Source organism: Nonomuraea sp. NPDC005692 (assembly GCF_040631115.1).
Classification (GTDB): domain Bacteria; phylum Actinomycetota; class Actinomycetes; order Streptosporangiales; family Streptosporangiaceae; genus Nonomuraea.
This window is the reverse complement of record NZ_JBEXYU010000040.1, coordinates 42,057-67,081: the sequence shown is the minus strand read 5'-3', so window position 1 is coordinate 67,081 and position 25,025 is coordinate 42,057. Positions and strand designations below refer to the sequence as shown.

At 71.8% G+C, this 25,025-nt stretch carries 28 protein-coding genes; 13 read left to right on the top strand and 15 right to left on the bottom strand.

Annotation, left to right across the window (positions count from 1 at the left end; all coding sequences use genetic code 11):
• The first annotated feature begins 220 nt into the window (after positions 1-220).
• From ABZ459_RS46170 to ABZ459_RS46160, 3 genes are all read left to right on the top strand, one after another.
• Positions 221-736, top strand: coding sequence for a hypothetical protein (locus ABZ459_RS46170; protein ID WP_357985550.1), 516 nt, complete (start codon positions 221-223; stop codon positions 734-736).
• 500 nt (positions 737-1,236) lie between these two features.
• Positions 1,237-1,860: an SDR family NAD(P)-dependent oxidoreductase gene (locus tag ABZ459_RS46165; protein WP_357985547.1), complete on the top strand. Its 624-nt coding sequence runs from the start codon at positions 1,237-1,239 to the stop codon at positions 1,858-1,860.
• On the top strand, positions 1,857-2,234 hold the full coding sequence (locus ABZ459_RS46160; RefSeq protein ID WP_357985544.1) for a nuclear transport factor 2 family protein: 378 nt from the start codon (positions 1,857-1,859) through the stop codon (positions 2,232-2,234). The genes ABZ459_RS46165 and ABZ459_RS46160 overlap by 4 nt, the downstream gene beginning before the upstream one ends.
• A 77-nt stretch (positions 2,235-2,311) precedes the next feature.
• Here the strand turns inward: ABZ459_RS46160 and ABZ459_RS46155 are convergent, their stop codons facing one another.
• The gene (locus ABZ459_RS46155; RefSeq protein ID WP_357985541.1) at positions 2,312-2,866 is read right to left on the bottom strand and encodes a CGNR zinc finger domain-containing protein; all 555 of its coding nucleotides are present in this window, start codon (positions 2,864-2,866) and stop codon (positions 2,312-2,314) included.
• 26 nt (positions 2,867-2,892) lie between these two features.
• Between ABZ459_RS46155 and ABZ459_RS46150 the strand changes: the two genes are divergently transcribed.
• Together ABZ459_RS46150 and ABZ459_RS46145 are read left to right on the top strand one after the other, a co-directional pair.
• On the top strand, positions 2,893-3,357 hold the full coding sequence (locus ABZ459_RS46150) for a GNAT family N-acetyltransferase (RefSeq protein ID WP_357985538.1): 465 nt from the start codon (positions 2,893-2,895) through the stop codon (positions 3,355-3,357).
• Positions 3,354-4,517, top strand: coding sequence for an MFS transporter (locus tag ABZ459_RS46145; RefSeq protein WP_357985535.1), 1,164 nt, complete (start codon positions 3,354-3,356; stop codon positions 4,515-4,517). Before ABZ459_RS46150 ends, ABZ459_RS46145 begins: the two co-directional genes overlap by 4 nt.
• Before the next feature lie 41 nt (positions 4,518-4,558).
• Here the strand turns inward: ABZ459_RS46145 and ABZ459_RS46140 are convergent, their stop codons facing one another.
• On the bottom strand, positions 4,559-5,323 hold the full coding sequence (locus tag ABZ459_RS46140; protein ID WP_357985532.1) for an SDR family oxidoreductase: 765 nt from the start codon (positions 5,321-5,323) through the stop codon (positions 4,559-4,561).
• A gap of 272 nt (positions 5,324-5,595) precedes the next feature.
• Here ABZ459_RS46140 and ABZ459_RS46135 point away from each other — a divergent pair, with 272 nt between their 5' ends.
• Positions 5,596-6,117: an NUDIX domain-containing protein gene (locus tag ABZ459_RS46135; RefSeq protein WP_357985529.1), complete on the top strand. Its 522-nt coding sequence runs from the start codon at positions 5,596-5,598 to the stop codon at positions 6,115-6,117.
• A 36-nt stretch (positions 6,118-6,153) separates the two neighbouring features.
• Here the strand turns inward: ABZ459_RS46135 and ABZ459_RS46130 are convergent, their stop codons facing one another.
• Positions 6,154-7,122 carry an NAD(P)-dependent alcohol dehydrogenase gene (locus tag ABZ459_RS46130; protein WP_357985526.1) on the bottom strand — a complete coding sequence of 323 codons (969 nt, stop codon included), beginning with the start codon at positions 7,120-7,122 and terminating at the stop codon, positions 6,154-6,156.
• A gap of 59 nt (positions 7,123-7,181) precedes the next feature.
• Between ABZ459_RS46130 and ABZ459_RS46125 the strand changes: the two genes are divergently transcribed.
• On the top strand, positions 7,182-7,880 hold the full coding sequence (locus ABZ459_RS46125; protein ID WP_357985523.1) for a helix-turn-helix domain-containing protein: 699 nt from the start codon (positions 7,182-7,184) through the stop codon (positions 7,878-7,880).
• 51 nt (positions 7,881-7,931) lie between these two features.
• Here ABZ459_RS46125 and ABZ459_RS46120 read toward each other — a convergent pair whose 3' ends face one another.
• The 3 genes from ABZ459_RS46120 to ABZ459_RS46110 all read right to left on the bottom strand — a co-directional run bounded on the left by ABZ459_RS46120 (position 7,932) and on the right by ABZ459_RS46110 (position 10,696).
• Positions 7,932-9,089: an FAD-dependent oxidoreductase gene (locus tag ABZ459_RS46120; protein ID WP_357985520.1), complete on the bottom strand. Its 1,158-nt coding sequence runs from the start codon at positions 9,087-9,089 to the stop codon at positions 7,932-7,934.
• Between the two features lie 64 nt (positions 9,090-9,153).
• Positions 9,154-10,026: an RNA polymerase sigma factor SigJ gene (sigJ, locus tag ABZ459_RS46115; protein WP_357985517.1), complete on the bottom strand. Its 873-nt coding sequence runs from the start codon at positions 10,024-10,026 to the stop codon at positions 9,154-9,156.
• 97 nt (positions 10,027-10,123) lie between these two features.
• Complete coding sequence (locus ABZ459_RS46110; protein WP_357985514.1) at positions 10,124-10,696, bottom strand: RICIN domain-containing protein; 573 nt, start codon at positions 10,694-10,696, stop codon at positions 10,124-10,126.
• 300 nt (positions 10,697-10,996) lie between these two features.
• Here ABZ459_RS46110 and ABZ459_RS46105 point away from each other — a divergent pair, with 300 nt between their 5' ends.
• Positions 10,997-11,365, top strand: a complete 369-nt coding sequence (locus ABZ459_RS46105) for a hypothetical protein (protein WP_357985511.1) — start codon at positions 10,997-10,999, stop codon at positions 11,363-11,365.
• A gap of 21 nt (positions 11,366-11,386) precedes the next feature.
• Here the strand turns inward: ABZ459_RS46105 and ABZ459_RS46100 are convergent, their stop codons facing one another.
• Positions 11,387-11,956, bottom strand: a complete 570-nt coding sequence (locus ABZ459_RS46100; protein WP_357985508.1) for a TetR/AcrR family transcriptional regulator — start codon at positions 11,954-11,956, stop codon at positions 11,387-11,389.
• A 67-nt stretch (positions 11,957-12,023) separates the two neighbouring features.
• Between ABZ459_RS46100 and ABZ459_RS46095 the strand changes: the two genes are divergently transcribed.
• Entirely contained in the window at positions 12,024-13,193 is a 1,170-nt protein-coding gene (locus ABZ459_RS46095) for an FAD-dependent monooxygenase (RefSeq protein ID WP_357985505.1), read from the top strand.
• Positions 13,194-13,218: 25 nt separating this feature from the next.
• On the opposite strand, the gene ABZ459_RS46090 is transcribed toward ABZ459_RS46095, so the two are convergent.
• Positions 13,219-14,208: a lytic murein transglycosylase gene (locus tag ABZ459_RS46090; protein WP_357985502.1), complete on the bottom strand. Its 990-nt coding sequence runs from the start codon at positions 14,206-14,208 to the stop codon at positions 13,219-13,221.
• Between the two features lie 152 nt (positions 14,209-14,360).
• On the opposite strand from ABZ459_RS46090, the gene ABZ459_RS46085 reads away from it, so the two are divergent.
• Positions 14,361-14,831, top strand: a complete 471-nt coding sequence (locus ABZ459_RS46085) for an STAS domain-containing protein (RefSeq protein ID WP_357985499.1) — start codon at positions 14,361-14,363, stop codon at positions 14,829-14,831.
• Between the two features lie 23 nt (positions 14,832-14,854).
• Here ABZ459_RS46085 and ABZ459_RS46080 read toward each other — a convergent pair whose 3' ends face one another.
• Genes ABZ459_RS46080 through ABZ459_RS46070 form a run of 3 tightly spaced genes read right to left on the bottom strand, consistent with a single transcriptional unit; the run spans position 14,855 to position 17,933 of the window.
• Positions 14,855-15,223 carry an STAS domain-containing protein gene (locus tag ABZ459_RS46080; RefSeq protein ID WP_357985496.1) on the bottom strand — a complete coding sequence of 123 codons (369 nt, stop codon included), beginning with the start codon at positions 15,221-15,223 and terminating at the stop codon, positions 14,855-14,857.
• Positions 15,220-16,323, bottom strand: coding sequence for a cobalamin B12-binding domain-containing protein (locus ABZ459_RS46075; RefSeq protein ID WP_357985494.1), 1,104 nt, complete (start codon positions 16,321-16,323; stop codon positions 15,220-15,222). Before ABZ459_RS46075 ends, ABZ459_RS46080 begins: the two co-directional genes overlap by 4 nt.
• On the bottom strand, positions 16,320-17,933 hold the full coding sequence (locus ABZ459_RS46070) for a PP2C family protein-serine/threonine phosphatase (protein WP_357985491.1): 1,614 nt from the start codon (positions 17,931-17,933) through the stop codon (positions 16,320-16,322). Before ABZ459_RS46070 ends, ABZ459_RS46075 begins: the two co-directional genes overlap by 4 nt.
• 293 nt (positions 17,934-18,226) lie before the next feature.
• On the opposite strand from ABZ459_RS46070, the gene ABZ459_RS46065 reads away from it, so the two are divergent.
• The 3 genes from ABZ459_RS46065 to ABZ459_RS46055 all read left to right on the top strand — a co-directional run bounded on the left by ABZ459_RS46065 (position 18,227) and on the right by ABZ459_RS46055 (position 20,729).
• Positions 18,227-19,012 carry a hypothetical protein gene (locus tag ABZ459_RS46065; protein ID WP_357985487.1) on the top strand — a complete coding sequence of 262 codons (786 nt, stop codon included), beginning with the start codon at positions 18,227-18,229 and terminating at the stop codon, positions 19,010-19,012.
• Between the two features lie 147 nt (positions 19,013-19,159).
• Positions 19,160-19,411 carry a hypothetical protein gene (locus ABZ459_RS46060; RefSeq protein ID WP_357985484.1) on the top strand — a complete coding sequence of 84 codons (252 nt, stop codon included), beginning with the start codon at positions 19,160-19,162 and terminating at the stop codon, positions 19,409-19,411.
• Between the two features lie 46 nt (positions 19,412-19,457).
• Entirely contained in the window at positions 19,458-20,729 is a 1,272-nt protein-coding gene (locus ABZ459_RS46055; RefSeq protein ID WP_357985481.1) for a hypothetical protein, read from the top strand.
• Between the two features lie 38 nt (positions 20,730-20,767).
• Here the strand turns inward: ABZ459_RS46055 and ABZ459_RS46050 are convergent, their stop codons facing one another.
• Genes ABZ459_RS46050 through ABZ459_RS46035 form a run of 4 tightly spaced genes read right to left on the bottom strand, consistent with a single transcriptional unit; the run spans position 20,768 to position 24,988 of the window.
• Positions 20,768-21,511, bottom strand: coding sequence for an amino acid ABC transporter ATP-binding protein (locus ABZ459_RS46050; RefSeq protein WP_357985597.1), 744 nt, complete (start codon positions 21,509-21,511; stop codon positions 20,768-20,770).
• Between the two features lie 29 nt (positions 21,512-21,540).
• A complete protein-coding gene (locus ABZ459_RS46045) occupies positions 21,541-22,449 on the bottom strand; it encodes an amino acid ABC transporter permease (protein ID WP_352322116.1) in 909 nt (302 codons plus the stop codon).
• Positions 22,450-22,451: 2 nt separating this feature from the next.
• A complete protein-coding gene (locus tag ABZ459_RS46040) occupies positions 22,452-23,411 on the bottom strand; it encodes an ABC transporter substrate-binding protein (protein ID WP_357985477.1) in 960 nt (319 codons plus the stop codon).
• A gap of 14 nt (positions 23,412-23,425) precedes the next feature.
• Entirely contained in the window at positions 23,426-24,988 is a 1,563-nt protein-coding gene (locus tag ABZ459_RS46035) for an amidohydrolase (protein WP_357985474.1), read from the bottom strand.
• Between the last annotated feature and the right edge of the window lie 37 nt (positions 24,989-25,025).

Here is a 25,025-nt window from a genome sequence, read left to right as displayed (position 1 = left end):
GCATCGAGGGGTCAGGGTTCGAATCCCCTCATCTTCGGGTGCCCGGCGTATCCGAGTTCTTCGAGGTGGGCTACACCGGGTGCAGATTGCCGCAAGTACGCGCTCCGGCAGTGTGGGCTCAGCAGGGCGGTCCCGGCCGAACCTGTCCAGGTGGCCGAGATCGGGTGATGCAAGGAGATGATCTGCTGCGACTGATCCTGGTGTCGGGCAAGATCGCCCCATGGGCCTGATTCGCAACCCCCGCGCTCTGCTCTTCACCGGGGCGATCGGACTCGCTTCACTCCTGACGCTTTTTGCGGTGAGTGCTCCCGGCCTGTCCGTCTGGGCGTTGGCATTGGTGCCGTACTGGCTGGCGCTCGCCATTGTCTGGTCGTGGATGTGGGGTCGGCGGGGGCGGACGCCCTGGATGTTCGTCCCGCTCGCACTGGTGCTGGGCACGGTGCTGCTCGTCATGACCGATGCGCCCCTTCGCGCGCGCTTCGCCCTGTCAGAGCCGAGCCTGGAGCGCTACGCCCGGTCAGCGCGCAGCGACTATGTCAGCGATCGATGGTTGGGCCTGTATCGGGTGGACGAAGTGGAGAAGATCCCCGGTGGAGCCAGGTTCATGGTCACCGAGCTCACGATGAACTGGAAGCGCTACGGCTTCGCCTACATCCCGGATCGGGTACCGGATCCAGAAGAGCGAGGGTATGAGCACTTCGCGGGCTCCTGGTACATCTGGTCTGACGGCCCCTGAGCCTCACGTGATGCATGACCTCCCGGTTCCCCGCCGATGTGTGCCGCAGGCAGAGCGCTGTCGAAGCACCGAACAGCTGGGGAACGATCAGTTGTGTTGCGGGGAGCGATCATCACCGTGACCGCCTCGGTGCAGGCCACGCCCACTCGTGAACGCTCCCCCGAGGCAAGAGTCGGCCACAAGGACGGAGAGTGGTGTCTGATCTGGTGCGGCTGGACATGGGTGATCCCGACGCGTCCGGACATGGTTCAGGCAGGCCGGGCGAGAGCCCTCACGAGAGTCTTGCCACCAGCGCCGCCCACCTGGTTCTCGCGGTAGCCATTGTCCAGCCGGACCGGCGTGTGTGTGGGGGGGCGTAGTAGCGCGGCAGCCACCTGTTCGCCCCGGTCGCGTGAGGCAGCTCGCCGATCCGCATTCGGTTCCTTCCCCCTTGACCTTCACATGGATGTGACGCCTTACCGTCCCGAGCATCGCTGGTCCAGAAAGTGAGGAGTAGATCAATGTCGGGTGCTGTGATCATTGGTGCAGGTCCGGGGATCGGGCAGGCGGTGGCTCGGAGATTCGCCGGGGAAGGGTTGCCGATGGCGCTGATCGCCCGGAGCGACCGGACGTTGCGTGCCGCGGCCGAGGCTGTCGCTCGCAGTGGAGTCCCAGTTGTCACGTTGCAGGCCGACAGCACGGATCAGGCCGGGCTGAACGCCGCGCTTGACGAAGTTGTCCGCGAGCACGGCGTGCCGGACGTCGTCGTGTACAACGCCGCGATCATCCAGGCGGACGCGCCGGGCGAGCTCTCGGTACGCGGTCATCTGGAGGCCTGGGCGGTGAACGTGGTCGGCGCGCTCAACGCCGCGGCTCACGTCGCGCCCGCCATGGCGGCACGCGGGAATGGAACGATCCTCATCACGGGCGGCATGCCCGAGCCCAAGCCGCAGTATGTGAGCCTCTCCTTGGGCAAGGCGGGTGGCCCGGCCGGGGTGCACGTGGCGAGCATCACTGTGGCGGGCCCGGTCGCCCCGGGTACCGACTTCGACCCTGACGACATCGCCGAGCACTACTGGCGACTGCACATGCAGCCACGACACCGGTGGACGCGGGAAGCTCTGCACGCAGGTTCCCCGCGATGACCGGCACCGGGGCGACAGACGTTCTCACCAGGCTGCTCCACGACTGGCAGCAGGCCTTCAACGCACACCGCCCGGCCGAGATCGCTGCCTTGTTCAGCCGGGACGCGCTTTTCCAGGGCATCAGTCCGCAGCTGGGACACGGTCCGCAGGACGTCTTCGACTATTACGCCAGGGTCGTCCGCGGCACGTCGGCACAGGTCAAGGTGGTGGCCGGTGGCCGGCTGAGCCAGGAGACCGTGCACGGATTCGCGGAGGTGGCCTTCACCGCGCCTACCGGTGACGTCCACCTGATACGCCTGTCCATCGTGGCCGAACGGACGGGCGGCATCTGGCTCATCCACCAGTACCACGCTTCCACACCTCACGTGGGCTGAGGTTCGGCGGACCGGGAAACGATCAACGCCGCGCCGGGAAGCGATCTTCTCAGTCCCTCTTGCGCCCGAGGTCAGACCTATTCGTGAACCCCCATCCAGGGCCGCTCTTGAGACGGCTGGGACTGGCGGGCGCGGTGGCGGCGTACCGCGTCTCTGTTGGCGCACGGTGGGGAGCAGTAACGCTGACGTGCGGTGCGTGAGGTGTCGGCGAAGATCGTGTCGCAGCCGGCGGCGGCGCACCGTCCGAGCCGGTCCATGCCGCGGCTGACGAGATGCATCGCCGTGCCGACGGAGATCAGCGCGAACAGCACCGCGCCGAGCGGCTGCAGGTCGTCGCGATAGTGCAGGTGCCAGCCATGGGCGTGGTCGGTCAGCCGGGGGTAGGCGGACGACCGGGCCAGCATCTCGTTGACCAGCTCGGCCTTCTCGCGCTCGCCCGTGGCGTCGACGACGTTCGTCCAGGCGTCGATGACGGCGAGGGTCTGGTCGAGATCCGACGGTTCGACGGGGCGTTCGAGCACCAGACCGGCCGTACGGCAGCGGTGGGCGAGTTCATCGACGCTCGCCGGCGGGCGGTTCGCCAGTTCCGCGGCGAAATTCACCACGTCCGCGCCGTAAGGGTTGAGGTGCACAAGCTCATTACATCAGCCTGTACGTCATGACGCGAACAGCAACGGAGCAGGATGTTCCGGAACTCGTCCGCCTTCGGGCACTGCTCTTCGACGACCTCGGCGGCGACTTCTTCAACCCCGCGAACGCCGATGACGACTGGCGCGACGCGCTCGCCCGGGTCTTCAGGCAGAAGCTGGCCGAACCCGACTGTCGGATCCTGGTCGTGGACGGCGACACCGGCCTGGCCGCCTGCGGCATCGGCACGATCGAACAGTGGTTCCCCGGCCCCCACTCCCGCAACGGGAGGATCGGCCACGTCATCGGCATGGTCACCGACCCGTCGTACCGGCGGCGTGGGCACAGCCGGGCGATCATGCTCGGCCTGCTCGACTGGTTCCGCGACCGGGACGCCGTCCGGGTCGATCTCACCGCCTCCCGCGAGGCGGAACCGCTCTACCGGCGACTCGGCTTCGCCGACCACCCCGACCCCCTGTTGTGCCGGAAGCCGTGAGGGCATCGCGATACCGCTGGATCATCCTGGGTGTCGCGACCTTCACCCAGGCCGCGGCCGCGTTCTTCGTGCAGGGCGTCGGCGCGATGAGTGTCCACCTGCAACGGGACCTGAGGCTGACCACGACGCAGCTGGGCCTGCTGCAGTCGGCGGCCCAGCTGCTACCTCTGGCCGGACTGCTCGTGGCGGGACGGCTGCTGGACCGCCACAACGAACGCTGGGTCGTCGGGATCGGCGCTCTCGTGGTCGCCGCCGCGCTGGCGGCCGGCAGCGCGGCCTCGGGGTACGTCTCCCTGCTCGTCGTCCTGCTGATCGTCGGTGCGGGGTACAGCGCCATTCAGCCGGGCGGCAGTAAGTCGGTGGCGTCCTGGTTCGATGTTTCGAAGCGCGGTTTGGCCATGGGCATCCGCCAGGCGGGACTTCCGCTCGGCGGCGTCCTCGCCGCGTTCGTGCTTCCCGCACTGGCGACGACCTTCGGCCTGCGGTCGACGCTCGTGGTCGGGGCGCTCGTCGCACTGTCGGGCGCCGTCGTCTTCATGACCTTCTACCGCCGCCCACCGGGCCGGCGTCCGGTGCCGACCGCGTCCCGCGTGCGGCTGGAACTGCTCCGCGAACCGTACCTGAAGAAGATCATCCTGTCCGGCACGTGCATGGTGTCGGTGCACAGTGGCGTGGGCGTCCTCACCGTGCTGTACCTGCACGAGGTGGCGTCCATGGACGCCGCCTCGGCGGCCCTGGTCTACGTCGCGGTCCAGTGCGCGGGCGCGCTGGGCCGCATCTGCCTGGCGGCCTGGAGCGACCGGCACGGATCCGGCCGCTACGCCTGCGTCGCGGTCTGCCTGGCCGCCGTGATCATCGGGATGACGGTGCTGGCCACCCCCGTCGGCCGATCCCCCGTCGCGGCCTGCCTGCTGTTCATCTGGCTCGGCTTCTTCGGCATCGGCTGGTACGGCCCCTGGGTGGCCTACGCCGCCGAATCGGCGCCGCCGGACCACACCGGATTCGCCCTGGGCCTGGCCATGGCCGTCAACCAGGTGGCGGTCATTCTGGCGCCGCCCGTGCTCGGCCTGCTCACGGACCTGACCGGCAGCTTCGCGCCCGCCTGGGCGCTGCTCGCCGCGCTGACCGCCGTCACCATGGCGACGACCGCCCGGCTGTGACCAGTTCGGACGGCCGTCGGCCATGTCCTCTTGCCGGATCGTCACCAGGGCAGTGGGCCGTCCTCGCTGAAGAAGCCGCCGGTCGGGCCGTCCTCGCCGAGGGTGGCCAGGCGCACCACCACGGCCGCGCCCTGCGCCGGGGTGAGGAAGCCGCTGTGGCCGTTGATGTCGGTGTCGACGTAACCAGGGGCGGCGGCGTTGACCAGGATGTTCTCCTTGCGCAGCTCGTTCGCGTACTGCAGGGTCAGCGCGTTCAGCGCGGTCTTGGACGGCGAGTAGGCCGCCGAGGTCAGCCCCGACAAGGGCCCGTCGACCTCGGCGGTCAGCGCCAGCGAAGCGGCGTGGCTGGAGAGGTTGACGATCCGGGCGGCGGGGGACCGCCGCAGCAGCGGGAGCACCGCGTTGGTCACGTTGATCACTCCGAGGACGTTGGTGTCGAACACCTCGCGGACCACCTCCACGTCGACGGCGCTGGGGATGCGGTCGAGGGCGTCCTGAGGCGCGGCCTGGCCTGATCCGGTGATCCCGGCATTGTTGACCAGCACGTCCAGACGGCCGAAGCGGTCGCCGATCCAGGCGGCGGCCGCCTGGGCGGTGGAGGGGTCGGTGACGTCCAGTTCGAGCGCGTGCGCGTCGCCTCCCGTGGCGCGGATCGCCGCCGCGGTCTCCTCGCCGCGGCGCGCGTCACGGGCGCCGACCAGGACGGTCACCTTCTGCGCGGCCAGCAGTTCGGCGACCGCGCGGCCGATTCCCTTGTTCGCGCCGGTGATCAGGGCCACCTTCGGCTGTGACGGGTACTCGTTCATGGGTGGGACTTCCTTTCCGTGCCGGGCGGGTGATGTGTTGCGGGCGTCGCCGCGCTGTCCATGGAGACTCCGCTCCCGGGGATCCTGTGACGCCGTGGCCGTGTGGTGTGCGTCACCGGGCGGACCCGCACGACGAGGACGCGCTCTGGAAGCTGGTCGCCGCGGGCGTTTCCGCCTTCCTGTACGACCATGCGGTCGGTGGGCGGAAAGGGCTTCCGAGTAATCCGAATACCGTCTTCAATGGCTGGGAGCAATCAGACGGGGAGAGTCGTATGGCAGCTGTCGTCCCCGCCCGTGACGGGGAGCGGATGCCCGTGCGTTCGAACGGCCAGGACTGGCAGGTGTCCTGGCACCCGGCCGACGACCCGCCGGAAGGCAGGTCTCACGGAGCCGCCGGCATCTGCGTGACGGCCGCCGATGAGCTGGTCCTCATCAGCCATGACGGCGAGCACTGGGGTTTCCCCGCCGGGCGGCCCGAAGGAACGGAGACCATCGAGGAGACCCTGCGCCGGGAGATGCTCGAAGAAGCGTGCGTCACGGTCATCGGCAGCCGCCTGCTCGGGTACGTCCGCAGCGAATGCGTGCGCGGGCGCGAGCTCGGCCTGGTGCTCGTCCGCTCCTACTGGCGTGCGGAGGTCCGGCTCGAGGAGTGGGCGCCGGAGTTCGAGATACAGCACCGGCGGGTGGTTCCGCAGTCCGAGGCGAAGCAGCACGTCCGCGATCCCGACCTGGCCGCGACCCGGATCTCCTTCCGTGCTCTGGAAGAGGCAGGTGACGGCCCTCGTCCCTCGTGAGAGCCGTACCGGCCCGCCCGGGGCCGGGTACGGCTCTCAGGCGATGCGCACGACGACCTTGCCGCGTACGCCGCCCGCCTCCAACGTCCGGTGCGCCGCGGCGATGTCGTCGAGCGGGAAGACCGTGTCGACGACCGGGCGGATGGCGCCGCCGTCCACGTACCGGGTGAGGTCGGTGAGGAGCCGGGTGGTGGGGTTGCCGCTGAAGAAGCGGACGCGCCGCCGGCCGTGGACGGCCGAGGCGGCGATGTACGCCACGGACGCCGCGATCCTGCGCGGATCGAAGGCGATCGCCACCATGCGGCCGGACGGTGTCAGCAGGCGGCGGAAAGCGGCGTGCTCGGTGCCGGCGGTGTCCAGGATCACGTCGAACCTGCCCAGATCCGCCGGGGCGACGGCGGCGTAGTCATACGCCTCGTGCGCGCCGAGGTCGCGGACGAGGTCGAGGTTGCCTGCCCCGGCGAGGGCGGTGACGTGGGCGCCGAGCACCCTGCCGAGCTGCACCGCGACAGCGCCCACCCCACCGCTGCCGCCGCGGACGAGCAGCCGGTCGCCCGGCCTGAGCCCGGCCTGGTCGCGCAGCGCCGTGATGGCCGTCGTGCCTGCCGGGAGCGCCGCGGCCGCCACCAGGTCGACGGACGCCGGGGCCGGGGACAGGCGGCGGGGGTGGACCGCCACGTACTCGGCGGCGCTTCCGAACGTGCGGCCCAGCGTGCCCCACACCCGGGCGCCGACCCGGGGGCCGGTCACCCCGGCCCCCAGGGCGACGATCTCGCCGGTGAGGTCGATCCCGACCCGTTTCGGGAAGCCCCGCTGCATCAGCCCGGTCACCAGGCGCAGCCGGCCCGTCCGGCCGTGCACCTCGCCGCCGTTCACGCTGACGGCGTGCACCCGCACCAGCACCTGTCCGGGGGCGGGGACCGGCTTGGGCGCCGTGCCCACGTACAGGACCTCCGGCGGTCCGTACCGGTCGAACAGGGCCGCGCGCATCTCGTTCGTCTCCATGGGGACGACGCTAGCCCGCTAAACGGACGGGGCTCTCCATTTACGCTAATGTGAGAAAGATGCCCATTCCTCGCTCTCAGTTGGCGCCCGCCAGGGAAATGCGGGCCGACGCGCGGCACAATCGGGCACGCATCCTGGAGGCCGCGCGGGAGACGTTCGCCAGGCGCGGTCTGGACGTGCCGATGGTGGCGATCGCGCGGCGCGCCGGGGTCGGCGTGGCCACCCTCTACCGGCGCTTCCCGTCACGCGAGTCCCTGATCACCGAGGTGTTCGCGGACGAGCTGGCGGCGTGCGCGTCGGTCGTGGACGAGGCGCTGGCCGACCCGGATCCCTGGCACGGGTTCTGCGAGGCGATCGAGAAGGTGTGCGCGATGCAGGTCGCCGACCGCGGGTTCACCGACGCCTTCCTCACCGCGTTCCCCGACGCGGTCGACTACGAGCGCACACGGGAGCGGGCCGAGCGAGGCTTCGCGGAGGTGGTGCGGCGGGCCAAGGCCGCCGGGCGGCTGCGGGCCGATTTCGCCTCCGCGGACCTGGTGCTGCTGTTGAGGGCCAACTGTGGCATCGTCGCCGGCGCCGGGGAGGGGGTGGCGGCGGCGTCGCGGCGGCTGGTGGCGTATCTGCTGCAGTCCTTCCGCGCCGACCACGCCGAGCCCCTGCCGCCCCCGCCGCCCCTCACGCTCGGCCACCTGGCCCCGACGCCGTCCGGCACGGCCCACTCGGCGGCGAGGCCGGGGAACGTGCGGAGCGGCCGTTGACGCCGACGCCCGACAGGACGACCCCGGCCGCTCGTGGTGGAGGGTGCGGGGTCAGCCGGCGGTCTCCTCGTCGCGGGGGAAGAAGGGCAGCTCGATGTGCACGCGGTCGGCGGCGGCGAGGATCTTCTCCGCGTCGTCGACCGGCGGGTGGATCGCCTGGTTGATCCGCACCTTGATGTCCTTGCCGTCGGCGCCCGAGGCCATCACCCTGCGGTCCCAGCCGCGGGTGAAGATCCCGCCGGCGTCGCCCAGGTCCAGGCAGGTGACGTACGGGCCGGGGGTGAAGTCGCGCGGCGGCACGCCGAGCAGGTCGGCCGCCGCGTTGTACCCGGCGACCTTGCCGAGCGGGGTGGCGTGCTGGCACGCCTGCATGACCGTGTGCTCGGCGTCGAACGCCGCCGCCGCGGTGTCCCCGGCGACGAACACCCCGGGGAGTGCGCGCAGCCACCGGTCCACCGGTATCCGGCCGAGGTGGTCGAGCTCGGCGGAGATCTGCCGGGTGAGCTCGCTGGCCCGCATCCCCACCGACCAGACCACCGCGTCCGCCTCGACCTTGGTGCCGTCGGACAGGACGGCGTACCCTTCGCCGACCTCGGTCACCGTCGTACCGAGGCGGCGCTCGACACCCAGCCCGTCCAGTGCCGCCTCGATCTGCGGGCGCGGGCCGGGGCCGAGCTGGTGAGCGACCACCGGCGACCGGTCCACCAGCAGCACCCGGCCGCGGACGGCCAGCGCGGTCGCGGCCTCCAGGCCGGTGAACCCGGCGCCGACGACCACGGCCGTGAAGTCCTCCCGGTCGCGCAGAAAGCCGGTGAGCCGCCGGGCCCCGTCGAGGGTGTCGATGTCGAAGAGCCGTTCGGCGCCGGGCAGGTCGTGGGGCCGTACCAGCCGGCTGCCGGCCGCCAGCACCAGGCGGTCGTAGCCGATCTCCTCGCCGTCGGCCACCACCGTGCGGCGGCCGGTGTCGATCGTGCTCACCGAGGCGCGCAGGTGCCTGACGCCGATCGGCCCGAGGATCCTGCGCAGCTCCACCTTGGCCAGGTCCGGCTCCGGCTCGTACAGGCGTGGCCGCAGCACCAGGTGCTCGTTCGGCGCGATCAGCGTGATGCGCGGGTCCGCGGCTCCGCCCGCCCGCTCGCGTGCCAGTGCCGCGCCCGCCGCGCTCCACACGCCCGCGAAACCGCCTCCGATGATCACAACATGTGCCATGGTGTCGTCCTCTCTCAGCCTGCCCCTGGTGAGCCGGGGTCGGCAGGGAGACAAGACAGCGGGCTCAGATGTGACCGATGTGGGGGAACTTCTCCGGATTGGCCAGTCTCCGCAACGTCGTGATGCGTCCGTCGGCGATCTCGACGGTGTCGAGCCAGACCAGTTCGCCGCCGCGGTAGGTCGCCAGGGCCGGCTGCCCGTTGACCTCGATGATCTGGAACGCGTCGGGACGCCTGATCTCGATCTGCCTGACCGCCAGCAGGGCGATCGTCTCGGCCCCGTGGACCGGCCTGCGCGCGGCGGTCACCCTGCCGCCGCCGTCGGCGACGTAGACGGCCTCGGGGTGCAGCAGCTCGACCAGCTCAGCCATGTTCCCCGCGTCGGCGGCCGCCTTGAATGCCCTGAGCAGGCGTTCGGTCTCGGCCCTTGACGCCCTGGGCCGCTCCTTGACCGCGGCGACCCGCGCCCGTGCGCGGGAGGCGAGCTTGCGGCCGGCGGCGGGCGTGCTGCCGAGCACCTCGGCGATGCGGGTGAACGGGAAGTCGAAGACGTCGTGCAGTACCAGCGCGACGCGCTCGGCCGGGGTGAGCGTCTCCATGACCACCAGCATCGCGGTTCCCACCGAGTCGTCCACGAGCACCTGAGCGGCGGCGTCGGGCACGGTCAGCAGCGGTTCGGGGAGCCAGGGCCCGACGTAGGACTCCCGCCGGACCCGCGCCGACTTCAGCACGCTGTAGGACGTGCGGGCGGCCACGGTCACCAGCCAGGCCCGCAGATCGCGCACGTCGGACAGGTCGGCCGCGGCGGCGCGCAACCAGACCTCCTGCGTCACGTCCTCGGCCTCGGTCACGCTGCCGAGGATCCGGTAGGCCGCCCCGAACACGGCGGAGCGATGCGACTGCCAGTCGGCCCCGGCCGGCGCACCGCTCGGCTCCACGCTCCGCCCACAGCCCTTCTCGGATCGGTGTTCGACCGCCGATTCTAGGGTCCTGCTGTGAGCCGGGCCGCGACCAGGGGCAGGCCGCAGGCCGCTGTCACCTCCGCCGGTACTCCCAGACCTGGTTGACGCGGTTGGCCGCCTTTCGCAGGTCCGTGGGATGGAAGCAGTCCCATATCTGGAGCGGGGCGTCGGGGCGCGGCCAGTCGGGGTAGGCCCCGTTCTCGACGTCGAGGCACTTGCCGCTGCTGACGTTCACCAGAATCCTGAAGCCCTTGTGCGGGCCCTTGTAGAACGCCTGCGTCACCCACTGCTGGTTGGGGCCTCCGTGGCAGCCCCACAGGACGACGGGTGTGCCGTTGCCCCTGCCGTCGTTCGCGACGTCGAGGCATTTCGTGCCGTTCAGGTTGGTCCATTTGATCAGGTCACCGCTGCCGCCGCCGGGCGGGCTCTCGAAGAAGAAGGAATGGTAGTTTCCGCCGACCCGGGCGCCCAGCCGGACGCGTGAGCCGAGGACGCAGTCAGGGTTCTCGAAGTTGTACCGGCAGGTGTTGGGGATGTCGACGAAGAGCTGTCCGCCGGTGATCGGGTTGGTGATCCAGGTGTCGGGGCCGCGGTCGCGACTGCTGTCCGCGTCGGCGAGAGCGGGCGGTTGAACGGCGAATGCCAAGAATGCCGCGGCGATCGCGTTGAGGAATGTTCTGGGATTCGGCATTTCGATTCCCCCTCACTGCTCTTATCCGCAGAGGTGGTGCTCAAGCCTATCTCGGTCCGGGTCAAGACGTATTCAATGAATCGCCAATCAAGTGCGGCTCCCGGGGCAGGTGGCGGCCCTTTTAGCCTGGGCTAAAAGGCATTGTGGGGCGGGTTTCCGGTGAGGCAGGCTCTCCGTCATCGGGGCGAACAGGGCCCGGTGAAATCGCTGAACATTCGTGTCGCCGTGGTTCCGCGCGGCCGGAGAGGACGAGAAATGTTCGGAACGGGAAAGCGGACGAGGAAACTGCTCGCCGTGGCGGCCGCCACCGGAGCGGCGCTGACGATCGTGGCCACCCCCGGCCCGGCCGCCGCGTCGGCGTCGGCCTGGTGCCAGTCGAGCTATTTGGTCTACAAGTACTGGAAGTCGGACGGCACCATCGGCCGCTGGAGCCAGAACTGCAGCGGTGACCACTCGCTCAATTCCAAGGGTTACAAGCTGGAGCCCGGCGGCTGGTCCGGGTACATCGACTACAGCGACGGCACCTGGGAATACTTCTGCGACTTCCAGGACAAGTGGCTGGGCAAGCGGGTCGTCAACATCACGATGGCCGCCGCGAAGATCGAATACTGCATCAAGAAGTGATGCGGCAGGCGAGCCGAGCGGTCATCCGGTGGGGCGCAGGCCGTCCAGCAACACGGTGAGGTAGGCGTCGGCGAGGGCCTGTGAAGGGGGCTGGGCGCGGGCGACGGCCAGGGCGGTCCGGCCGAGGAGGGTCGTGACGACGGCGGGGGCGATGTCGGTGCGGATCGCGCCCTCGCGCCGCGCCCCCTCGATCATCTCCTCGACGGCGGCGACCAGCCCGGCGCGCAGGGCGGTGGTGGCCGGCAGCTCCAGGCCGTCCAGCTGGTCGTTGACGGCGTGGTGGGCGGTCTGGAACGCGATCAGCTCGCCGAGGAAGGTCTGCAGGGCCTGGTAGGCCGTGGTCTCGGCGAGCAGGTCGCGGGCGCGCCGGACGACCGGTTCGAGCAGCCCGGAGACGGCGGCGTCCAGCAGGGCGTCCTTGCCGCCGAAGGCGCGTACGACGGTCGCGGCCCCCAGGCCCGCCTGTCTGGCGATGGCCTCGACGGTGAGCGTCGCACCGGGTTCGGCCAGCAGTGCCATGGCGGCGTCGAGGGCGAGTCGGCGGTTGCGCACGGCGTCGGCACGGCGCTTGGGCTCGGCGGGTGTTGACAACTGAAATGCTCATTCCACATAGTTAACTGGAACGCTTATTTCAGTTACTGTACCGCGAGGAGCCTCGGTGAACGAGCGGATCCTGATCTCCGGAGCCGGCATCGCCGGGCTGGCCCTGGCTCACTGGCTGGCCCGGCTGGGCTTCCGGCCCACCGTCGTCGAGCGCGCCCCGCGCCTGCGCGCCGGCGGCAACGGAGTGGACCTGCGTGACCACGCCGTCGAGGTGGCCGCGAGGATGAGCATCATGGCGCAGGTGCGCGCGCTGGCCACCGACGTGCACGGCATGAAGTTCGTGGACGCCGGCGGCCGGCCCGTCGCCCGCGTCGACACCCGCGACCCCGGCTCGGTGGAGATCATGCGCGGCGACCTGGTGGCGCTGCTGCACGAGGCGACCGACGTGGAGATCGTGTTCGGCGACGCGATCAGCGGCCTGGACCAGGACGAGGAGGGTGTGCGAGTCACCTTCGAGCACGCGCCCGCCCGCACCTTCGACCTGCTCGTCGGCGCCGACGGCATGCACTCCCACGTGCGGCGGCTGGCCTTCGGGCCGGAGGAGCGGTTCGTCCGGCACAAGGACCACTACTTCGCCTTCGCCGACGCCGACGCCGCGCTCGGGGAGGACCGCTGGGTCACGATGTTCAACACGCCGGGCCGCATGGCCGGCATCTACCGGTCGGGCAACCACGCCCAGGCCAAGGCGTACTTCATCTTCCGCTCCGCGCCGCTGGACTACGACCACCGGGACGTCGCCGAGCACAAGCGGCTGGTGAGCCGGACGTTCGGGGACGAGACGTCCTGGCGTACCCGGGAGCTGCTCGACTCGGCCCTGGCCGATCCCGACTTCTACTTCGACGCGCTGGGCCAGGTGCACATGGACTCCTGGTCCGAGGGCCGCGTCGTGCTCCTCGGCGACGCCGCCTGGTGCGCCTCGCCGGCTTCGGGGGCGGGCGCCGAGCTGGCCCTGGTGGGGGCGTACCGGCTGGCGGGGGAGCTCGCCGCCGCCGGTGGTGATCATCGTGTCGCCTTCGCGCGGTACGAGGCCGTCCATCGTCCGCTGGTGGGCAGGAAGCAGCAGATCGGCCCGAACGTCCGGCTCATGGTGCCGAGAACCGAGGGCGGGCGATGCGTCCGGGACGCCCTGATCCGGCTCCCGCTGATGAAGGCCGTGGGGGCGGTGGAACGCCGCGTCCAGAGCAGGAACGCCCGCCCCCTGCCGGAGTACAGCCCGGTCCGGTGACGCGACCGGGACCCGGCGGCCGGGGTTACTTCGGGCCGGTCAGGCGGCGTTCGCCTGCTGTGGTGAGCACGAAGACCTGCCAGTTGTAGTACGCGTAGTACGCGCGCGGGTCGCGGCGCATCTGGCGGGCGTGCAGGAGGACGGCGTCCACGTACGCCTGGGACGGGTTGTAGGCGTGCAGGGCCCGCCGGTAGTCGCGGGGCGCGCCGCTGGCGTGCAGGTAGTTGGCCGCGGCCATGACGGCGTCCCGGGGGTTCTGGACGTCGCCGCCCATCCCGTACGCCCGCCAGGTCGCCGGCATGAACTGCATGGGGCCCTGGGCTCCGGCGTGGCTGTCGGCGCGTACCCGTCCGAACTTGGTCTCGACGAACATCACCGACGCCAGCACCTCCCATTCCACCCCGAAGCGGCGCTCGGCCCGCTTGAAGTGGCCGAGCAGCTCGGCGGCCGGGCGGGCCGGCTGGACCTTGAACACGGCGGACGGCTTGATGGGCCGGGTCAGGGCGAGCAGTTCCCGCAGGGCGCTGACGTTGTCCTTGGCCTGGGCGGCGAGGGCGGCGGGCAGGCGGGCGAAGGCGCGGTCGGCCAGGGCGCGGTGGCGGGCGGCGTGGCGGTAGAGACGCTGCTGGTAGAGGGCCAGGAGCTCGACGTCCCGCGGCGGGGTGCCCGTCGAGGGGCGCCAGCGGTCGATGGCCGCGTTCAGGGCGGTGGTCGTGTCGCGGAGGGCCGTCGCCAGGCGGGCGGGGTCGGCGGGGAGCGGCGCGCCGGGGGCGGGGAGCGCCTGGCCGGCGGAGGCGCCGGCGCTCGCCGTCGCCGACGGGGAGGCGTCCGTCGCCTTCGCGGAGGCCGAGGAGGGGACGGAGGGCGAGGAGGGGGCGGCGGTCGTGGCCGTGCCGCCGCATCCGCCCGTCCCGGCGACTGCCGCGCTCACCAGCAGGAGGCAGGCGAGCGTACGGCCCCGGCCGGTGCGGGGCTTCGGCGGGCGGGCGCGGAACGGGCGTCGGAGATCGTCCATGGTCGGCCAACCTACCTGTCGCACGGCTTCATACCGGACATCTCGCCTCGTATCGCTCCGGCGGGCGGCACTCGACACCTGGGATGCGTACGCTTCTCACAAGGCGGCGGCGTGGCCGGTGATCGGCCGGGTAGGAGAGGAACCACCGGGAGGTGAGCGGCATCGACGGCGGAGAAGACGAGACGAGCTGGCGAGGGCCCCGGTTGCGGGCGGAGACGAGACAGGCGGACGGGTGCCTGGTCATGGGGTTGAGCGGGGAGCTCGACTTCATGCAGAAACCCGAGTTCCGGCAATGGGCGCTCGGCGTCGTGGCCGGCGGCGCCAACGACGGGAACAGCGCCAACGGCGGGAGCACGGCGCCGATGGTCGTGCTCGACCTTCGGGGCATCGAGTTCTTCGACTCCACCGGGCTGTCCGTCGTCATCGCGCTGTGGAAGCAGGCGCGTGACGCCGGCGGCGATCTGGCGGTGGCCGGTCCGCCGCCGATCTGCACCAACATGATGCGGCGTACGGGGCTGGCCGACCACATCGCCATGGGCGACACGGTGGCCGCCGCGATCGCCGGGGCGGCGATCCTGCGCCGCACGAGGGCCGACACGGCCGACCAGGCCGCGGCCGGCTGAATCCCGCGGGCGGACGTGCCCGGTCAGTCGTGGGTGAAGGAGTGCTGGGTGACGCCGGCCGGGGCGCCGGTGAGGTGCTCGTACGTGCCGCTGACGTCCAGCAGCCGCTCCAGCACCCGCGGGCGCTGCTCCAGATGCAGCCGGGTGCCGGCCGTCACGGCGTGCTGGTGGATCATCAGCAGCGCCGACAGGCCGCTGGAGTCGCAGAAGTGCAGGCCGTCGAAGTCGAGGTGCAGGTCGGTCAGGCCGCCGTCGGCGAGCGCGGCGAGCGCGGTGGTCAGGAGCTCTCGCGCCGTGTTGTAGTCCAGGTCGCCGATGACGGCGACGTGCAGCACCCCCGGGCGGGGCGTGGCCTGGACGAGGGTCAGCGGGTCGGGGGCGAAGGCGGTCATGCGATCTTTCCGTGGACGGGGAGCGGGGTGTGGTCGGTCGGGGAGGCCGCGGCGCTCAGGGCGTCGCGCCCGTGCGCGATCAGGGCCGAGGCGCGCGGGAAGTCCTCCAGCCGCCTGCCCAGCAGGTCGAGAGCCGGCAGTAGCGTGCCCGCCGGGACGCCGCGAGCGGTCAGGACGCCGGCCGTCCAGGTGAGGAATCGGGTGAACAGCCCGGGGTCGTCCACGTAGAGCGCGGTGGCCAGGAAGTCGACGATGTGCAGGATGTCCTCGGCGGTGTGCCTGCGCTGCTGCGGCGTGTAGTGCGCCATCGCCGGGATGCGTTCCTCCAGGCCGCCCATGACGTCCCTGACCAGGCTCCGGGCCGACCGGCTGACCATGGTGTACTCCTGGTCGTCCAGGTGCGGCAGGTCGTCCACGGCCTGGCGGGGGGCGACGGGGCGGGGCAGCGGACCGGCGGCGAGCCGGTCGGCGGCGGTGGCGCCGTCGGCGGCCCAGGCGTCGGCGCCGAGGAGGCGGGCGTAGCGGCCGTCCGGTCCGAACGCGGCGCCGCCGGCCATCACCGGCGTGCCGGTCGCCTGGCAGGCGGTGATGGCGGCGTGGGCGCCGGGCAGCCGGGTGGGGATGGAGCTGGACAGCGCCACCACGTCGCAGGCCGTGCGGTGGAGGTGGGTGATGAGGTGGGGTGTCGGCACCTGCGCGCCCAGGTAGTCGACCCGCCAGCCGCGCAGCCGCAGCACCTCGGCCAGGATGCGGGCGGGCATGGCGTGCCACTCGCCGTCGATGCAGGCGACGGCGATGCGCCCGAGTGCGGGGCCGTTCGCGGCGGCGGCGCGGGCGGCGGGGTGGTGGGCGAGCGCGGCCAGCACCCGCTCGTTGACGGCGGTGGCGGTGTGCTCCTGCGCCACGGTGATCTGGTTGCCCTCCCACTCCAGGCCGACGCGGGCCTGTACGGGGGCCACCACGCCCAGCAGCAGGGTTTCCAGCGAGATGTCCTGGTCGAGCGCGGCGAGCGCGGCGTCCGTGGCGGCGTACTCGTCGCCGGCGACGGCGGCGTTCCAGAGTTTTTCGCGCCAGGCGGAGAGTCCGTCTGCGTGCGTCATGCGGTGAACCTTCCCCGTCCGTGTCCTCCCACCGCGCTCAGATGTGCCCCGCGCGGCGCGGTGATGGCGATGACGGCCATGTCATCGTGATCGCCACCTCCTACCCACTGGGAGGACAACATCTCCACACGTTCGGTGATCGCCTCGGGCGGCATGCCGCCGCACTGCCGCAACTCCTCCTGCAGCCGCTCGTCGCCGAACATCTCGGCGCCCAGCGGGCCGCCCATGGCCTCGGTGATGCCGTCGGTGTAGAGCAGGCACGTCTCGCCGGGTTCGAGGACCACGGTGTCGGTGACGCTCGTGACGCGGTCGAGCATGCCGATGAGGGTGCCTTTGGTGCTGGCCACGTCGACGCGCCCGTCGCCGCGTACGACGAGCGGCGGCGCGTGCCCGGCGCTGGTGACCCGGAGCAGGACGCGGTTGCCGGCCCGCTGGATCGAGGCCAGGACGAGCGTGACGAAGCGGGAACGGTCGCCGCCCTTGATGAGAACGCCGTTGAGCAGTTCGAGCACGCGCTGATGGTCGCCGGCCATCGGCAGCAGGGCCTGCAGGGTGTGCCGGATCTTGCCGGTGAGCACGGCGGCCTCCAGGCCCTTGCCGGCCACGTCGCCGAGCACCACCAGCGACTCCTGGCCGGACTCGGCGGGCGGGTGGAGGTCGTAGAAGTCGCCGCCGACCCGGGCGGTCTGCTCCGAGGGACGGTAACGGGCGGCGATCTCGACGCCGTGCAGGCTCCGCACGCGGGGCGGCAGGAGCTCGCGCATGAGGGTCTCGGTGATGTCGGCCTGCTCGGCGTACAGGCGGGCGGCGGACATCGCGGCCCCCGCGCGGGCCGCGAACAGCCGCGCGAAGACCTCCTCGCCGTCGGAGAAGCACGCCTGGCCGCTGCCGCGCAGCAGCACGAGCGCCCCGGCCGGGACGCCGTGGCCGGGCAGTGCGGTCACCACCATCGAGCCGATCTCGCCGAGCCCGTCGCGGACCAGCCAGCCGGGGGCGGCGGCGGGGTCGATCCAGCGGGAGGGCAGGGGCGGGTAGCCCTGCAGCGCCTCGGCGAGACCCGGCACGGCCTCGGGATCGACGGCCAGCTCCTCCCGGACGACCACGCCGTCCGGCCCGCAGTACGCGATGGGGTGCCTGCGCCGGTAGGGCGGCAGGATGACCAGCGCGGCGTCGGCCAGGTGGCGGGCGGCCAGCCGGGCGGTCACCTCCAGGCAGCGGTCGAGGTTGAGCGAGGACAGCAGCTCGCTGGAGGCATTGTCGAGGAACGACGTCCGCTCGCGTTCGAGGTGCAGGGCCTGGGTGGCGCGTTCGAGGTCGGTGGTGTCGGCCAGCCACCAGGCGATCACGTCGCCGTCGCGGACCGGACGCGCCTCGAAGGTGGCCGCCCCGATGGGACCGCGCACACCGTCGGGAAGAGCGGCGTCCGGAAGAGCGGCGTCCAGAAGAGCAGCGTCGGAGGGAGCGACGTCAGGGAGCGGGGTCGCGGAGTCGTGGGCGTGGGAGAGCCAGTCGGGAGCGCTGTCCGCCAATGCCGCGCCGGGGACCGCCCCGGGCAGCAGCCGCAGCGCCGCGTCGTTGGCCTGGGCGATGACGCCTGCGGTGTCCACCACCAGAACCGGGTAGGGGGCGCCGCGCCACACGGCCCCGGTTTCGTCCTGCCCCAGACTGCTCGTCAGACCTCTCAAAACAACGAGCCCGCCGCGACGGGCCCTGCCTCCCTGAATCATGGTTGCTTATGCACCTTCTTCTCTCCACTGTAGCCGAGGCTCGCCCACCGCCCCAGCCGTCGACGGCCCGGTCGACGGCCCTCGACCGGCCGTCTCCAGTGGTTTCCAGTCGTTTCCAAGGGGCCGCGGCCAGGGTCTGACCGGTCAGCAGAACGCACTCGGCGGACGGGGAGAAGATGGGCGAGACGAGGACCCGGTCGGTTCTGGGCAGGACGGGGGCGACGCTCGTCCTGAGCGCGGTGCTCGGTTGCGCGGCGGGCCCCGCCGACGCGGCCGACGCGACCGTCGGCGCGGCGGCCTATGTCGTGCGGGGCAAGGTGGTGAACTCGGCAGGCCGGCCGGTCCAGGGAGCCAAGGTCGTGGTGAAGGACCGGCGCTACTACAACAGCGACATCGTGCTGCACAGCGACGGCAACGGCCTCTATCGCGCGCAACTGCCGCGCGAGCCGTCGTCCTGGCTGGTCAGCGCCTCGGTGACGCGGCAGTTCCACGGCCGGCAGTACACCTTCGACCTTGAGCCCTCCTCGACCGGTTCCGTCCGGGCGAGCGCCGGCGGCGTGCGGAACTTCACCTGGCGCGTCACCGGCAGGCGGCCGGGCGCCGACGGCCGCTTCTACGGCGGCCTGGTCGCCACGAACCTCTGGTTCGACAACCTTCCTGAAGACGTCGACCAGGAGAACGTACGGCTGACGATGACCCCGGTCGGCCCGCTGATCGACGGCAGCAGGGGCAAGGTCGTCTCCGGGCGCGCACCGGTCTACACGGACAGCGGCTGGGCCGTGGTCGACGTGCCCCTGGGCCGGTACCGGATCGCCGCGACCTACCGCTCGGCCACCAGCGGCAAGGTCTACCCGCTCCAGGTGAAGCTGACCGGCTCCGCCTCCTTCGGCTCGCAGGTCACCGCCGACTTCGAGCAGAGCGGGACCAACCAGCGGATCAGGCTGGAGGTCAGGTTCGGCTGAACCGGCCGAGCCGCGGAGAACCTCGATGGAGGCTGAACCGGCCGACTCGACCGGCCGCTCCTGCTGGGGACGCCGGCGGCGAGCCTGGTCGTCGTCTCGGGGGCGCTCGCCTTCGGCGGCGGTCCGCGCGGGCCCGTCGTCGCGCTCGTGATGATCTGGGCGGTGGCCGGAGCGGCCGGGCTCGTGACCGGCATGCGGATGCATTCCAGCATCCCCGGCCCGGACGGCAGCGGGCTGGAGGTGCGGGTGCTGTCCGACGACTGGATCGTCCCCGACTGGAGGCTCGTGGTCCACAGGAGCGACGGCCTGCTGACGCGCGAATGGCCCCTGACGGAGCGCTTCGTCTCAAGGGCGGCTGAGACGGGAAGGGCAGACAGGGCGGGCGGTGTACCGGTATAATGATCATGCATCCCGGCGGGCAGGCGCTCCCGGGATCTTGCGTTTCATGCCTTCCTCACCTCATCGCGCGCTGCTCGCCGCGGCCGTCCCGCTCTTCCTGTCCATGAGCGCCGGGATCGTCGCCCAGCTCATCACCACCTCCCTTCTCGGCCGCCAGGCCACGGCCCAACTGGCGGCCTTCGCGCTGGTCAACGCGGTGCTCACCCCCGTGACGGCCGCGGTGTCGGGTGGTCTGCGGGGGATGGTGCCGTTCGTCGCCGCCTGCCGGGACCGTCCGGCCGAGGCGCTGCTCGTCCTGAAGGACGCGCGGTGGCTCACCGTCGGCCTCGGCACGGCCGGTGCGGGCGTCATGCTCGGCGTCCCGGTGATCGCGCGGATCGGCGGGGCGCCCGGCGAGGTGGTGGCCGAGTTCGGGGCGTTGCCGCCGCTGCTGGCGCTCCAGGTGTTGCTGTACTCGGCGGGCAGCGGCGCCGGCGGCGTGCTGGTCGCGCTCGGACGCGGCCGCCTGGTGCTCTGGGCCGGCCTGTCGAGCACGGCCACGGGGGTGGTGCTGCATCTCGTCCTGGTGCCGCGGATGGGCGTCCAGGGCAGCGGCGTGGCGCTGGTGGCGTCCACCGCCGTGGCCGTCGCCGTGTCCAACACGCTGCTGCTGCGCCTGCCCGAGCTGGGCGGGCGGTCGTCGTGGCCGGGGCGCCCGCGGTGGCGGGAGATGCTGCGGATGGCGAGGGTGGGCGTCCCGATGTCGGCCACGCTCGTCGTGAAGTTCGCGGTCATGGGCGGCGTGACGTACGCCGCCGCGCGGACCGGGGCGCAGGGGGCGGCCGCCCACGCCATCCTGCTGTCGCTGCACGGATTCCTCGGGCTGGCCGCCGTCGCGGTCGCGCAGGCCGCGACGCCGGAGATCGCCAGGGCGGTCCTGCCGGGCGAGGCGCGCCGGCTCAACCGGGCGGCGCTGACGATCGCCGCCGCCGGTGTGCTGGCCGGCGGGCTGGTGCTGGTCCTCCTGGGGGAGGCGGTGCTCGGGCTGTTCACCTCGGACGCCGCCGTGCTCGCCGTCGCCGTCGGTCTGGTGCCGTTGTCGGTGGTGCACGCCCTGGCCGACCACTGCGCGATCGTGATGTCGGCCGGGCTGACGGCGCTCAGGCGGTCGTCCTGGACGCTGGGGTCGGCCGTTCTCGGGAACGGCCTGGTGGCGTCCGTGGCGGGGCCGGCGGCGGGGGCGTGGGGGCTGCCCGGCCTGTGGCTGGCGTTGATCGCCGGTTCGCTGCTCGTCGTCGTGACGCAGACGGCCGGTTTCCTGCGGTTCAGCGCGCGCTAGAAGGGGAAGGGGGCTCCGGCGGGCGGAGCCCCCTTGCCTCAGGTGCGGTCCTGGGTCAGGACGCTGGACAGGAACGCCCTGGTCCGCTCGTGCCCCGGGTTGGCCAGCAGCTCGGCCGGCGGGCCGCTCTCGACCACGACCCCGTCGGCGAAGAAGGCCAGCCGGTCGCCGACCTCCCTGGCGAAGGCGATCTCGTGGGTGACCACGACCATCGTCATGCCGTCGGCGGCCAGGCCGCGCATGACCTCCAGCACCTCGTCCACCAGCTCGGGGTCGAGCGCGGACGTGGGCTCGTCGAACAGCATCAGCTCCGGGCTCATCGCCAGCGCCCTGGCGATGGCGACCCGCTGCTGCTGGCCGCCGGAGAGCTGGTGGGGCCGCTTGTGCGCGTGCGCGGCCAGGCCGACGCGCTCCAGGTGCTCCATCGCGGTCGCCCGTGCCCGCTCCGCCGGGACGCCGAGGACGTGGACGGGGGCGCAGGCCACGTTCTCCAGGGCGCTCTGGTGTGCGAACAGGTTGAACCGCTGGAACACCATGCCGATCCGGCGGCGGAAGACGGCGAACTCCTTGGGCGTCCACGGCCGGTAGCGGCCCTCGCGCAGGCTGTGCCCGACCTCCTCGCCGAGCACCCGCAGGCTGCCGCCGAGCACCGGCTCCAGCCCGTTGACGCAGCGCAGGAAGGTCGACTTGCCCGATCCGGACGGCCCGATCACGCAGCTCACCTCGCCCGGCGCGACGGTGAAGTCGACGCCGTTGAGCACCTGCGTGTCGCCGAAGCCCATGCGCACGCCCGTGGCGTGCACGACGGGGTTCACGCCGCCGCCTTCGGCAGGATCCGGGCCGCCAGCCCGCCGCCGCGGACCAGCCGTACGGCCTCGGAGCCGAACCGGCGTTCCAGGCGGCCCTGGAGGAAGGTCGCGACGGCGGTCATCAGCATGTACCACAGGCTCGCCACGATGAGCAGCTCCATGATCAGGTTGTTGGCCTTGTAGATCTGGCTGGCGTTGGTCATCAGGTCGTGCCCGGCCACCACGTAGACCAGCGAGGTGGTCTTCAGCATGGAGATGAACTCGTTGCCGGTGGGCGGGATGATGATCCGCAGCGCCTGCGGCAGCACGATCACGCGCATCCGCTTGGCCGGGGTCATGCCCAGCGCGTACGCGGCCTCGGTCTGGCCGTGGTCGACGGCCTGGATCCCGGCCCGTACGGTCTCGGCGAAGTACGCCGCCAGGTTCAGCCCGAGCCCCAGCATGGCCGAGGTGAAACCGGTCATCACCTCGTTGGTGTCCCACTTGACGCCGATCATGGTGAACGGCACCTTGAGCACCAGCTCGGGGAACAGGAAGGCCAGGTTGTACCAGAAGATGAGCTGCACCAGCACCGGCGTGCCGCGGAAGAACCAGATGTAGAGCGTGGCCAGTCCGCTGAGCACCGGGTTGTGCGACAGCCGCATGATCGCCACGGCGACGCCGAGCACCAGCCCCAGCACGGTCGCCAGCACCGAGATCTCGATGGTGACCCAGACCCCGGCGAGGATGCGGTCGTTGAACAGGTATTCGGCGACCTTGCCCCAGTCGAGGCGCGGGTTCACCACGACCAGGTAGACCAGCCAGCCGGCGATCGCCGTCACGACGGCCGCGGCCAGCAGGCGGCCCCAGTGGCGTGTCCTGGCGACCGGGACGTGCTCCCCGGACGGCCCGGTGAAGGGCTCCGTGCGCATGGTCACTTACCGCCGTTGACGACAGCGGACTGGACGGCCAGCTTGTCCAGGTTCCACGCCTTCAGCAGCTTGGCGTACTCGCCACCGGCGATGAGGGAGTCGAGCGCGCCCTTCACCGAGTCGACGAGCTCCTTGTCGTCCGGCTTCATGCCGATGCCCCACGGGCTCTCGGTGCCCTCCAGGGCCATCGCCTCGACGTCCAGCTTGGGGTCGGCGGCCTTGCTGGCGGCCACCACGTAGTCGGTGATGGTGGCCTGCGCCCGCCCGCCGGTGACCTGGATCAGGGCCTCCTGGTCGCCGGGGAACTTCAGGATGTTCACGGCCGTCTTTCCGGCCTTCTTGCAGTCGGCGTCGTACCCCTCGGCCAGCTCCATGGACGAGCCGTTGTCGACGACGGACACCGTCTTGCCGCACAGGTCGGCCGGGCCGCCGATCTTGGCCGGGTTGCCCTTCTTGACCAGCAGGCCGGCGCCGGCCTGCACGTAGTCCACGAACGTGACCTGCTTCTGCCGCTCCGGCGTGTCGCTCATCGAGGAGATGACGAAGTCGTAGCGGCCGGTGAGCACGCCGGGGATCTGGGAGTTGAACTCCTCGTCGGAGATGGTCACCTTGGCGCCGAGCTTCCTGGCGATGGCCCTGGCCAGCGCCGGGTCGAAGCCGATCGCCGTCTTGCCGTCGCTCGCGTACAGCTCCATGGGCGGGTAGCCGACGGACGTGACGACCTTCAGGCCCTGCGTCTTCAGGCGGGCGGGCGCCTTGGCGGCGAGAGCCTGGTCCGGGGTGATGGCGTTGATCACGTCGGCCGCCTTCTCCTCGGTGGGGGCCTGGTCGAGCGTGACCGCCGCCGCGCCGCCGTCCGCCGGGGCGGCGTCGCCGCCGCCGTCCAGGGACTGGGCGCCGCAGGCGGTGGTGGCGGCCAGCAGCGCGCCGGCGGCGAGGGCGGAGAGAGTGCGGATGTTCACGAGGGGGTGCTCCTTCAGGATCGCTGCCAGCGGACTTCGCCGCCGACGACGGTGGTGAGGACCTGGGTGCGCAGCACCGCCTCCGGCGGCTCCAGGTACGGGTCGGTGTCCACGGCGATGAAGTCGGCGAGCATGCCGGGCGCGAGCACGCCCTTGCGGTCCTGCTCGCCGGCCGCGTACGCGGCGCCGAGGGTGTGCGCGGTGATCGCCTCGGCCATGCTCAGCCGCTGCTCGGGCTGCCAGCCGCCGGCCGGCGTGCCGTCCTGCCGGGTACGGGTGACCGCGGCGTACAGTGCGGCCCACGGGTCGGGGCTCTCCACCGGCGCGTCGGAGCCGAAGGCCAGCGCGACCCCGGCGTTGAGCATGCCTCGCCAGGCGTAGGAGGCCAGGTCGTGGCCGGCGAGCAGCGAGTCCACCAGGGCGATGTCGGTGGTGCAGTGCACCGGCTGCATCGAGGCGACGACACCCAGCCTGGCCATCCTGGTCAGGTCCTGAGGGCGCAGGTGCTGGGCGTGCTCGATGCGGTGCCGCAGGCCGGCGGTGGTCCCGATCGCCTCGTAGGCGTCGAGGACCAGCCGGTTGGCGCGGTCGCCGATGGCGTGCGTGGCGACCGCGATGCCGGCCGCCGCCGCCTTGCTGAAGATCCGTACGAGGTCTTCGTACGGGGTGACCGCGATGCCGGTGTTGTCGTGCTCACCGGCGAACGCCTCGTGCATGTGGCAGGTGTGCGAGCCGAGCGCGCCGTCGCTGAACACCTTGACCGGCCCGGTGCGGACCCAGTCGTCGCCCTGGCCGGTGCGGCGGCCCTCGGCGATGGCGGCCTCCAGGGCGACCGTCGGGATCGCCTTGTGCACGCGGATCTTCAGCTCGCCGGCGTCGCGCAGCTCCAGGTAGGCGGCCCGGCAGTCCTCGCCGTCGATGTCGTGCACGCTGGTCAGCCCGAACGACAGCAGCTCCTCCTGGCCGGCGCGCAGCCGGTCGCGCAGGTCGCCGGAGACCATGAGGGCGCGCAGCGGGTAGGAGGCGGACTCGCGCAGGATGCCGGTGGGCTCTCCGTACGCGTCCCTGACGATCTCGCCGCCGACCGGGTCGGGGGTGGAGGCGTCGATCCCGGCCATCCGCAGGGCGGCGGAGTTGGCCCAGACGGTGTGGCCGTCGACGTTGGGCAGCGCCACCGGCAGGTCGGGGCAGACCGAGTCGAGGGCCTTGCGGTCGGGCTGGACCGGCGGGTTCCAGATGTTGCTGTTCCACCGGCCGCCGAACAGCCAGGCGCCCGGCCGCAGGGTCGCCGCGTGCTCGGCCACCTTGGCCAGGGCCTCGTCCAGGGAGCGCACGTCGCGCAGGTCGACCGCGCCGAGGCTCTGGGCGTACTGGGCCGTGTGGATGTGCGCGTCGTACAGGCCGGGCAGGACGGCGGCGCCGTCGAGGTCCACCAGCTCGGCTCCCGGGCCCGCCGCCGCGCGCACGTCGGCCTCGGTTCCGACGGCGACGATCAGCTCGCCGTCCACGGCCATGGCCTGGGCGGCGGGGGCGCCGTTGGTGCCGGTGCGAATGGTGGCGTTGCGGTATACGCGCATGTCATGGATCTCTCAGGGGTTTCGGGTGGGGTGGTGC